The sequence below is a fragment of the Amycolatopsis kentuckyensis genome, assembly GCF_041679295.1.
Taxonomy (GTDB): domain Bacteria; phylum Actinomycetota; class Actinomycetes; order Mycobacteriales; family Pseudonocardiaceae; genus Amycolatopsis; species Amycolatopsis kentuckyensis_A.
The window spans coordinates 433,559-445,062 of the sequence record NZ_JBGDMD010000005.1; the positions used below are offsets into that span (position 1 = coordinate 433,559).

The window sequence follows — 11,504 nt, forward strand, 5'->3', positions numbered from 1 at the left end:
GTCACAGGAAGGAAGCCGCCCGCCGATGGAGCGTGAGATGACGGGTTTTGCGAGCACTCCGGGCGAGCCGGTCGCCGTGGTCGGGCTGTCCTGCCGCCTCCCCGGCGCGGACGGTCCCGACGCGTTCTGGCGGCTGCTGAGCGACGGCCGCAGCGCGATCACCGAGGTTCCCGCCGGCCGCTGGGACGCCGGGGAAACCGGGGTCCGCCACGGTGGGTTCCTCGACGCGGTCGACCGCTTCGACGCCGCCTTCTTCGGCATCTCGCCGCGCGAGGCCGCCGCGATGGACCCGCAGCAGCGGCTGGTTCTGGAACTGGCGTGGGAAGCGTTGGAGCACGCGGGAATCGTGCCCGCGAGCCTCGGCGGGAGCGCCGCGGGCGTGTTCGTCGGCGCGATGTGGGACGACTACGCCGCGCTCGTGCACGCGAGCGACGCGCAGGCCATCGGCCACCACACCATCACCGGCGTGCACCGCAGCCTGCTCGGCAACCGCGTCTCCCACTTCCTCGGCGCGCACGGCCCGAGCTTCACCGTCGACTCCGGACAGTCGTCATCACTCGTCGCCGTCCACCTGGCGGTGCAGAGCCTGCGCCGCGGCGAATGCCCGGTCGCGCTCGCCGGCGGGGTCAACCTGATCTTCGCGCCGGACAACGCCGTCACGACGGCTCGCTTCGGCGGCCTTTCCCCGGACGGGCAGTGTTTCACCTTCGACGCCCGCGCCAACGGGTTCGTGCGCGGCGAGGGCGGTGGGCTCGTCGTCCTCAAGACGCTGTCGCGAGCCCAGGCCGATGGCGACGAGATCCTCTGCGTCATCCGCGGGACCGCGGTGAACAACGACGGCGCCGGCGACGGCCTGACGGTCCCGGACGCCGACGCCCAAGCGGCCGCGGTCCGAGGCGCCCACGCCGACGCCGGAATCGAGCCGTCCGCGGTGGGGTACGTCGAGCTGCACGGCACCGGCACGAAGGTCGGCGACCCGGTCGAAGCGGCCGCGCTGGGCCGGGTCTTCGCCGCCGGGCGCACCGAGCCGCTGCCGGTCGGCTCGGTCAAGACGAACATCGGTCACCTGGAGGGCGCGGCGGGGATCGCCGGGCTGCTCAAGGCGGTTCTCGCGGTCCGGCACGCCACGTTGCCCGCGAGCCTCAACTTCTCGACGCCGAACCCGGCGATCCCCCTGGACGAACTGAAGTTGCGGGTGGTGGCCGAGCCGACGGGCTGGGACGGGCGCCGGATCGCCGGAGTCAGCTCGTTCGGCATGGGTGGGACGAACGCCCACGTCGTCCTCGAAGCGGCCGAGCCCGTCGCTCCCCGTGCGGTGCCGGACGCGGCGGCGCCCTGGCTGCTCTCGGCCCGCACCGCCCCGGCGCTGCAAGCACAGGCGGCGCGGCTGCTGTCGCATGTGGACGAACATCCGATACTGTCCCCTGTGGACATCGGCTGGACGCTGGCGGCCCACCGCACGGCGTTCGAGCACCGAGCGGTCGTCGACAGCCGGGACGGGTTGCGCGCGGTAGCGGACGGACTGGGCGTCACCCAAGGCGTCGCGGCCACGAGCGACGACCGCGTGGTCTTCGTGTTCCCCGGCCAGGGCGGGCAGTGGGCCGGGATGGCCGCCGAACTGCTCGACGCGTCGCCGGTGTTCGCCGCGCGGCTGGCCGAGTGCGCGGCGGCACTCGCACCGCACCTCGACTGGGACGTCGTCGACGTCCTCCGCCACGGGACGCCCTCCCTCGAGCGCACCGACGTGCTGCAGCCGGTGTTCTGGTCGGTCGCGGTGTCCCTGGCCGCGGAGTGGCGAGCGCGCGGGGTCGAGCCCGCGGCCGTACTCGGGCACAGCCAAGGCGAGCTGGCGGCCGCGGTCGTCGCCGACGCGCTGTCGCTGGAAGACGCGGCGCGGATCGTCGCGCTCCGGGCGAAGCTGCTGGCCGACCGGATGGCCGGCCACGGCGGCATGCTGTCGGTCGACCTGCCGGTCGCGGAGGTGACCGAGCTGCTCATGGCGTACTCCGGCCGGCTGTCGGTCGGCGCGGTCAACGGCCCCGCGACCACGGCGGTGTCCGGCGACCTCGACGCCCTCGACGAGCTGCAGGCCGAGCTGACCGCCCGCGAGGTGCGCACCCGCCGGATCGCGATCGCCTACGCGTCCCACTCCGCACAGGCCGAGCCGTTGAAGGACGAGCTGCTGCGGCTGATCGCCGGAATCCGGCCGCGGGCCTCGGCGATCCCGTTCTACTCGTCGACCGCGGGCGGCCGGCTCGACACCGAACGCCTCGACGCGGACCACTGGTTCGCGAACCTGCGGCGGCCGGTGCTGTTCGACCCGGCGGTGCGCGCGGCGCTGGACGCGGGCATCGGCGTGTTCGCCGAGGTCAGCCCCCACCCGGTCCTGGCCGGCGGCATCCTGGCGACGGCGGCCGACCACGACCGCCCGGCCGCCGCGGTCGGCACGCTCCGCCGCGGCGAAGGCGGCCCGGCCCGGTTCACGAAGTCGGTCGCCGAGCTGTGGACCCGCGGCGGCGGCGTCGACTGGACTTTCCCCGGCGGACAGCGAGTCGACCTGCCGACGTACGCCTTCCAGCGCGAGCGCTTCTGGCTCGACGCGGCCCCGGCCGAGGCCACCGGAGCCGCCGGAACTGTCGGTACCCCCCGATACACTGGAGACCGGGGGGCGGAGGCCCGCCCGGACGCAGGCACCCAGCCGCCCCAGGACCTCCTCGAAACCGTCCGCGTCCACACCGCGCTGGTCCTCGGTCACCCCGGCCCGGCCGCGATCGACCCCACGGCGTCGTTCAAGGACGTCGGCTTCGACTCGATCATCGGCGTCGAGCTGTGCGAGCGCCTGTCCACCGCGACCGGCCGCAAGATCCCGGCCACGGCGGTGTTCGACCACCCGACGCCCGCCCGGCTCGCCGCGATGCTGGCGGGCGCTGCCGAAACCCGCTCCGAAGGCACCACCCGCGCCGACGAGCCGATCGCCATCGTCGCCATGAGCTGCCGCTACCCGGGTGGCGTGCGCTCGGCCGACGACCTGTGGGACCTCGTCGCCGAAGGCCGGGACGTCATCGGGGGCCTCCCCACCGACCGCGGCTGGGACCTCGACGCGCTCTACGACCCCGACCCGGCCAAGGCGGGCACGTCCTACGCGCGCCACGGCGGCTTCCTCGCCGAAGTCGCCGATTTCGACGCGGACTTCTTCGGCATCTCACCCCGCGAAGCCCTGGCCATGGACCCGCAGCAACGGCTACTCCTCGAAACCGCCTGGGAGGCGTTCGAGCACGCGGGCATCGACCCGGCGTCCCTCAAGGGCAGCCGCACCGGCGTCTACATCGGCGCCACCAACTCCGAGTACGGCCCGCGCCTGTCCGAAGGCGGCGAAGGCGGGCACTTGCTCACCGGCACCACCGGCAGCGTCGCGTCGGGCCGGCTCGCTTACGTCCTCGGGCTGGAAGGTCCGGCACTGACCGTCGACACCGCCTGCTCGTCTTCGCTGGTCGCCCTGCACCTCGCCGTGCGCGCGCTGCTGGCGGGGGAGTGCACCCTCGCACTGGCCGGTGGCGCGGCCGTGATGGCCAGTCCCGGGATGCTCGTCGAGTTCAGCCGCCAGCGCGGCCTCTCCCGGGACGGCCGCTGCCGGGCGTTCTCGGCCGACGCCGACGGCACGGGCTGGGCCGAAGGCGCCGGTGTCGTGGTCGTGGAACGGCTGTCCGACGCGCGCCGCCACGGCCACCCGGTGCTCGCCGTCGTCCGCGGCACGGCGGTCAACTCCGACGGCGCGTCCAACGGCCTGACCGCCCCCAACGGCCCGTCCCAGCAACGCGTGATCCGCGCCGCGCTCGCCGACGCCGGAATGGCACCGTCCGATGTGGACGTCGTCGAGGCGCACGGTACCGGCACCCCGCTGGGCGACCCGATCGAAGCCCAGGCGCTCATCGCCACCTACGGCCAGGACCGCGAACGGCCGCTGCTGCTCGGCTCGCTGAAGTCGAACCTCGGGCACACGCAGGCCGCCGCGGGCATCGGCGGTGTGATCAAGATGGTCCAGGCCCTGCGCCACGGCGTCGTCCCGCGGACCCTGCACGCCGCCGAACCCAGCCCGCGGATCGACTGGTCCGCCGGCTCCGTGACCCTGGCCGCGACGGAGCAGCCGTGGCCGGAGACCGGCGCACCCCGCCGGGCCGGGATTTCCTCGTTCGGCATCAGCGGCACCAACGCGCACGTCATCGTCGAGCAGGTCCCCGAAGCCGCCCCGGCCCCCGCTACTGAGGATTCCCTGGGCGTGTGGGTCCTGTCCGGACGCTCCGAGAGTGCACTGGCGGACCAGGCGTCGGCGTTGACCGGCACCGAGCACGGCGTTGCCGAGGTCGGCTGGTCCCTCGCGACGACGCGGACCGCCTTCGAGCACCGGGCCGCGGTGGTCGGCGAACGCGCCGAACTGCGGACCGGCCTGCGCGAGATCGCCGCCGGGACGCCGGGCGCGTCCGTGGTCACCGGCGTCACCGGTCCCGCCGGACGCACCGTCTTCGTGTTCCCGGGCCAGGGGGCGCAGTGGGCCGGGATGGCCGCGAGCTTGCTCGACGAGTCGCCGGTCTTCGCCGCGCGGTTCGCCGAGTGCGAGGCCGCCTTGGCGTCCTTTGTGGACTTCTCGCTGCGCGACGGGGACCTGGACCGGGTCGACGTGGTGCAGCCGCTGTCGTGGGCGGTGATGGTGTCGCTGGCGGCGCTCTGGCAGTCCTACGGCGTCACGCCGGACGCGGTCGTCGGCCACTCCCAGGGTGAGATCGCCGCCGCCGTGGTCGCGGGTGGACTGTCGCTTGAGGATGGTGCTCGCGTGGTCGCCCTGCGCAGCAAGGCGATCGCGGCCGGACTGGCCGGTAAGGGCGGCATGGCTTCGATCGCGGCCGACGCCGAGCGCGTGGAAGCCCTGCTCGACGACCGGATCTCCATCGCGGCGTTCAACAGCCCGTCGTCGACCGTCGTCGCCGGTGACCCCGCCGCGTTGCAGGATCTGGTTGCGCGCTGCGAAAGCGAAGGCCTCCGCGCCCGGCTGATCCCCGTGGACTACGCGTCCCACTCGGCGCACGTGGAAGCGATCGAAGCCGAGCTGCGCGAGGTCCTCGCCCCGATCCGGCCGCGGACCGGCGAAATCCCGTTCTACTCGACCGTCACCGCCGAGCCCGTCGACACCGCGACCCTCGACGCCGGGTACTGGTACCGCAACCTGCGGCAGCCGGTGCTGTTCCACGAGACCGCCGACGTGCTCGCCGGCCGCGGGCACCGGTTCTTCGTCGAGGTCAGCCCGCACCCGGTGCTCGGCGGCGCGCTCCAGGACACCCTGGACGCGGCCGTCGTCGGGACGCTGCGCCGGAACGAGGGCGGTCTCCGCCGGTTCCTGCTGTCGGCCGCCCAGCTGTGGGCGCACGGCCACGACGTCGACTGGTCGCCCCTCCACCCGCACCGGCGCACGGTGAGCCTGCCGACTTATCCGTTCCAGCGGCAGCATTTCTGGCTCGAACCGGCGACCAAGCCCACCGACGACAACGGGGACCCGAAGGGCTGGCGCCACCGCATCGCCTGGCGCGCCTTGCCCGAGCCTGCCGCCGCACCGCTGACCGGCACCTGGCTCGTCGTCACGCCCACTCCCGGCGCCCTCGACGGACTCGGCGCCGACCTGGTCGAGGTGCTCGACACCGGCGACCGCGCGACCCTCGCCGAGAAGCTGACCGGACTGGCTCCCGACGGCGTGCTCGCCGTGCCCGCCCTCGACGACGACCCGATCGGCGCGGTCACCCGCGCGGCCGTCCTGGTCCAGGCCCTCGGGGACGCCGGCATCGACGCACCCCTGTGGTGCCTGACCAGCGGCGCGGTCGCCCCGCTCGACAACGGCCCGGCGCCGAACCCGGCGCAGGCCGCGGTCTGGGGCTTCGGCCGGGTCGCGGCGCTGGAGCACTCAAGCCGCTGGGGCGGGCTCGTGGACCTGCCCGAGACGTGGGACGGGGAAATCCTCGAACGTCTGTCCGCGGTGCTGGCGGGCGCGGAGGACCAGGTCGCGATCCGGCCGTCCGGCGTGTTCGTCCGCCGCCTGGTTCCGGCCGCCCTGCGCAAGGCGCCGGAACGGACCTGGGAAACGCGCGGCACGGCGTTGGTCACCGGCGGCACCGGCGCGCTGGGCCGGCACCTCGCCCGGTGGCTCGTCGCCCGCGGGGCCGAGCACGTCGTCCTCACCGGCCGCCGCGGCGCCGACGCGCCCGGCGTGGCCGAACTGCAAGCGGAGCTGGGCACGCGGATCAGCGTCGTGGCCTGCGACGTCGCCGACGTGGCCGCCGTCCGTGAACTCCTCGACGGCATTGACGATCTCCGCACGGTCGTCCACGCGGCGGGCGTCGGGACGCTCGCCGCGATCGCGGACACCGACCCCGACGCGATCGCCGACGTCCTGCGGGCCAAGGTGCTCGGCGCGCGGCACCTCGACGACCTGCTCGGCGACCGCGAGCTGGACGCCTTCGTGCTGTTCTCCTCGATCTCCGGGGTCTGGGGCGTCGCCGACCACGCCGCCTACGCCGCGTCCAACGCCTACCTCGACGCCCTCGCCGAACGCCGCCGCGCGCTCGGCCGGACCGCGCTGTCGGTGGCCTGGGGCCCGTGGGCCGGCGGCGGCATGATCGCCGAAAGCCTGCACGACGTCCTCGCCCGCCGCGGTGTGCCCGTCATCCAGCCCGAACCCGCGCTCGCGGGCCTCGGCCAGGCGCTGGACCACGACGAGACGTTCGTCGCGCTGGCCGAGATCGACTGGCCGGTGTTCGCGGAGGTCTTCACCGCCGTCCGGCCGAGCCCGCTGCTCGCCGAGCGGCCCGAAGCGCACGCCGGCGAAGAGCCCGCGGCCGCGTCCCGCTGGCTCGCGGGTCACTCCGGTCCGGAGCGCGAGAAGCTGGTGTCCACTGTGGTCCGGCAGCAGGTCGCGGCCGCGCTCGGGCACGCGAGCCCGGAGGCCGTCGACGTCCGGCGCGCGTTCAAGGACCTCGGTTTCGACTCGCTCACCGCGGTCGAGCTGCGCAACCGGCTGACCGCGGCGACCGGCCTGAAACTGCCGAGCACGTTGGTGTTCGACCACCCCACGGTCGCGAAGCTGACCGAGTACCTCCTGGCCGAAGTCACCCCGGAGTCCACAGTGGACGAGGTGCGGGTCGTCGCGGACGACCCGATCGCCATCGTCGCGATGGGCTGCCGTTTCCCCGGCGGCGTCACCTCGCCCGAAGAGCTGTGGACGTTGCTGGCCGGCGGCGTCGACGCGATCTCCGGCCTGCCCGCCGACCGCGGCTGGGACCTCGGCGCGCTCTACGACGCCGACGCGAGCCGGCCGGGCACCACCTACGCCCGGCACGGCGGGTTCCTCGACGGCGCCACCGGGTTCGACCCGGCGTTCTTCGGGATCTCCCCGCGGGAAGCCCTGGCCATGGACCCGCAGCAGCGGCTGCTCCTGGAGGTCTGCTGGGAGGTGTTCGAACGCGCCGGCATCGACCCGGCGACGCTGTCCGGCACCCCGGCCGGCGTGTTCGTCGGCCTGACCGACCAGGCCTACGGCTCCGGCGGCACCGAGGGCGAGGACTACCTGGTCACCGGCGCGGTGTCCAGCGTCGCCTCCGGCCGGATCGCCTACGTCCTCGGCCTCGAAGGCCCGGCCGTCACGGTCGACACGGCGTGCTCGTCGTCGCTGGTCGCCCTGCACCTCGCGGCCCAGTCGCTGCGCGCGGGCGAGTGCTCGATGGCGCTGGCCGGCGCGTCGATGGTGATGTCGACGCCGAGCCAGTTCCTCGGCTTCAGCCGTCAGCGCGGGCTCGCGCCCGACGGCCGCTGCAAGCCGTTCGCCGCCGCCGCCGACGGGTTCGCCCTCGCCGAGGGCGTCGGCGTCCTGCTGGTGGAGCGGCTGTCCGACGCGCGCCGCCACGGGCACCCGGTGCTGGCGGTGCTGCGCGGGTCGGCGATCAACTCCGACGGCGCGTCGAACGGCCTGACCGCGCCGAACGGCGGGTCCCAGCAGCGGGTGATCCGGGCCGCATTGGCCAGTGCCGGTCTGCGACCGTCCGAAGTGGACGTCGTGGAGGCGCACGGGACCGGCACCCCGCTGGGCGACCCGATCGAGGCGCAGGCGCTGATCGCCGCGTACGGCCCGGACCGCGAACGGCCGTTGCTGGTGGGGTCGCTGAAGTCGAACCTCGGGCACACGCAGACCGCGTCCGGGGTCGCCGGCGTGATCAAGGTGGTCGAGGCGATGCGCCACGGCGTGCTGCCGCGGACGCTGCACCTCGACGAGCCCACCGCGGAGGTCGACTGGTCGGCCGGGGTGGTCGAGCTGACGGCCGAGGACCGGGTGTGGCCGGCGACCGGCGCCCCGCGCCGCGCAGGCGTGTCGGCGTTCGGCATCAGCGGCACCAACGCACACGTGATCCTGGAGCAGGCACCCGAAGAGTCCCTTGTGGACGTGTTGCCGGACACGCTGGGTACGTGGGTTCTGTCGGCCCGTTCGGAAGCCGCCGTCCGCGAGCAGGCGGCGGCGCTGGCGGAGACCGGGCACGGCGTCGCCGAGGTCGGCTGGTCCCTTGTGAGCACCCGGTCGGCGTTCGAGTACCGGGCCGCGGTCGTCGGCGACCGGGACGAGCTCCTGGCCGGGCTGCGCGAGCTGGCCGCCGGGGCTCCGGTGACCACCGCGATCGACGGGGAGACCGTGTTCGTCTTCCCCGGTCAGGGTGCGCAGTGGGTGGGCATGGCGACCGGCCTGCTCGACGAGTCGCCGGTCTTCGCCGAGCGGATCGCGGAGTGCGCGGCGGCGTTGGCCCCCTACGTGGACTGGTCGCTGACGGACGTCCTGGGTGACGCGGAAGCCTTGGACCGGGTCGACGTCGTGCAGCCGGCGTCGTGGGCGGTGATGGTGTCCCTCGCCGCGCTCTGGCAGTCCCACGGCGTCACCCCGGACGCGGTCGTCGGCCATTCCCAGGGCGAGATCGCCGCCGCCGTGGTCGCAGGTGGACTGTCGCTCGAGGACGGTGCCCGGGTGGTCGCCCTGCGCAGCAAGGCGATCGCGGCCGGCCTGGCCGGACGTGGTGGGATGGCGTGGATCGCCGCCCCGGAAGCCGAGATCACGCCGTTGCTGGCACCGTACGACGGCCGGATCTCCCTCGCCGCCGTGAACGGGCCGGGCTCGGTCGTCGTCTCCGGTGAAGCCGACGCCATCGAAGCGCTGCTCGCCGAAGCGGGTGACCTGCGGGTCCGCCGGATTCCGGTGGACTACGCCTCCCATTCGGCCGCGGTCGAGGCGATCGAGGCCGAGCTGCGCGAAGCCCTCGCCCCGGTCCGCCCCCGGCCGTCGGCGATCACGTACCTCTCCGGCGTCACCGGCACGCCGATCGACACGAGCGCACTGGACGCCGGGTACTGGTACCGCAACCTGCGTCAGCCCGTCCGGTTCCACGACGCCACGAAGACGCTCGTAGAAGCCGGCCACCGGTTCTTCGTCGAGGTCAGCCCGCACCCGGTGCTCGGCGCCGGCATCGAGGAAACCCTCGACGAAACGACGGGTTCCGCCGCCGTCGTCGGCACCCTGCGCCGCAACGCGGGCGACCTCCGGCGGTTCCTGACCTCCCTGGGCCAGCTGTGGACGCACGGTCACGACGTCGACTGGTCGGTCCTCTACCCGGTGAAGCGCACGGTCCCGTTGCCGACGTATCCGTTCCAGCGGCAGCGGTTCTGGCTCGAACCGCGGTCCGCGACGGCGGTCGTCCGGTCCGCTGTGGACGACCTGCGCTACGACGTCCGGTGGAGCCCTTTGGTCACCCCGCGCGCCACCACCCTCGACGCGGGCTGGCTGGCCGTGGTGCCTGCCGACCTGGCAGTCCAGGATCTGCTCGGGCCGGACGTCCGCGTGCTCGAAGTGTCCACCGAGGACCGCGCCGAGCTGGCGCTCATGCTGGCCGCCGAAGCACCGCCCACCGGCGTGGTTTCCCTGCTGGCGCTGAACGACGACCCACATCCCGAACACCCCGTGCTGACGGTCGGGCTCGCTGCCAACGTCCTGCTCACGCAGGCCTTGGCCGACGCCGGGATCGCCGCCCCGCTGTGGTTCGCCACCCGCGGCGCCGTCTCGATCGACGCTACCGACCCGCTGACCAGGCCGGCTCAGGCGATGGCGTGGGGCCTCGGCGGCATCCTCGGGCTCGACCAGCCGGACCGCTGGGGCGGCCTCGTCGACCTGCCCCCGACGACCGACGCCACGACCGCGGGCCGGCTCGCGGCCGTGCTGACCGGCCACGACGGCGAGGACCAGGTCGCCCTGCGGCCTTCGGGGGTGTTCGCCCGCCGGCTGGTCCGCGCGGCGGCGTCCCCGCCCGCCCGCTGGCGGCCCCGCGGCACCGCACTGGTCACCGGCGGTACCGGCGCGCTCGGCGGCCACGTGGCCCGCTGGCTCGCCGCGAACGGTGCCGAGCACCTGGTGCTCGTGAGCCGCAAGGGCGACGCCGCCCCGGGAGCCGCGGACCTCACCGGCGAGCTGTCCGGGCTCGGAGCCAAGGTGACCGTCGCGGCCTGCGATGTCTCCGACCGCGACGCCCTGCGCGAGCTGCTCGCGGAGCTGCCGCCGGTGAACGCCGTGGTGCACACGGCGGGCGCGGTGGACGTCGAACGCCCGATCACCGCCGTGACCCTGGCCGACTTCGCCGAGCTGGCCGAAGCCAAGGTGCGCGGTGCCCAGCACCTCGACGAACTGTGCGGCGACCTGGACGCGTTCGTCCTGTTCTCCTCCGGCGCCGGTGTCTGGGGCAACGCGGGCCAGGCGGGCTACGCCGCCGCGAACGCGTACCTCGACGCGCTGGCCCACCAGCGGCGCGATCGCGGGGCACCGGCGACGTCGATCGCCTGGGGCGCCTGGGCGGGCGGCGGCATGGTGGACGAGAACGTCGGCGCTCAGCTCGAACGGCGGGGCGTTCCGATGATGCGCCCCGAGCTGGCCGTCACCGCGATCCGGCCGGCGGTCGACACCGGCGGTCCGACGAGCGTCGTCGCCGACATCGACTGGGCGAAGTTCGCCCCGCTCTACACCGCGGCGCGGCCGCGTCCGCTGCTGCGCGAGCTACCCGAAGCGCGGCAAGAATCCCCTGTGGACAGCGGCAGCGAGCTGGCGAAGCGCCTGCAGACGGCGTCGGCGAACGAACGCGAGCGGGTCGTGCTCGACCTGGTCCGCGGCGAGGTCGCGACGGTGCTCGGGTTCGCGAGCCGGGATGCCGTGCGGCCCACGCAGACGCTGAAGGAGCTCGGGTTCGACTCCCTGACCGCGCTCGACCTGCGCAACCGGCTCGGCGCGGCGACCGGGCTGAAGCTGCCCGCCACGCTCGTGTTCGACCACCCGACGCCCGACGCCGTCGCGAAGCACGTGCTCGAAGGGCTGTTCGCCGCGGACTCCGCGGCCGACGAGCTGGACCGGATCGAGGCCGAGCTCGCCGCTCTTCCCGCCGAGCTCG

At 74.3% G+C, this 11,504-nt stretch carries 1 pseudogene; it reads left to right on the forward strand.

Going from position 1 to position 11,504, the window contains the following annotated elements:
* Window positions 1-37: 37 nt before the first annotated feature.
* A pseudogene (locus ACERZO_RS23100) lies at window positions 38-11,405 on the forward strand (type I polyketide synthase); the annotation flags it as partial.
* Window positions 11,406-11,504 lie beyond the last annotated feature (99 nt).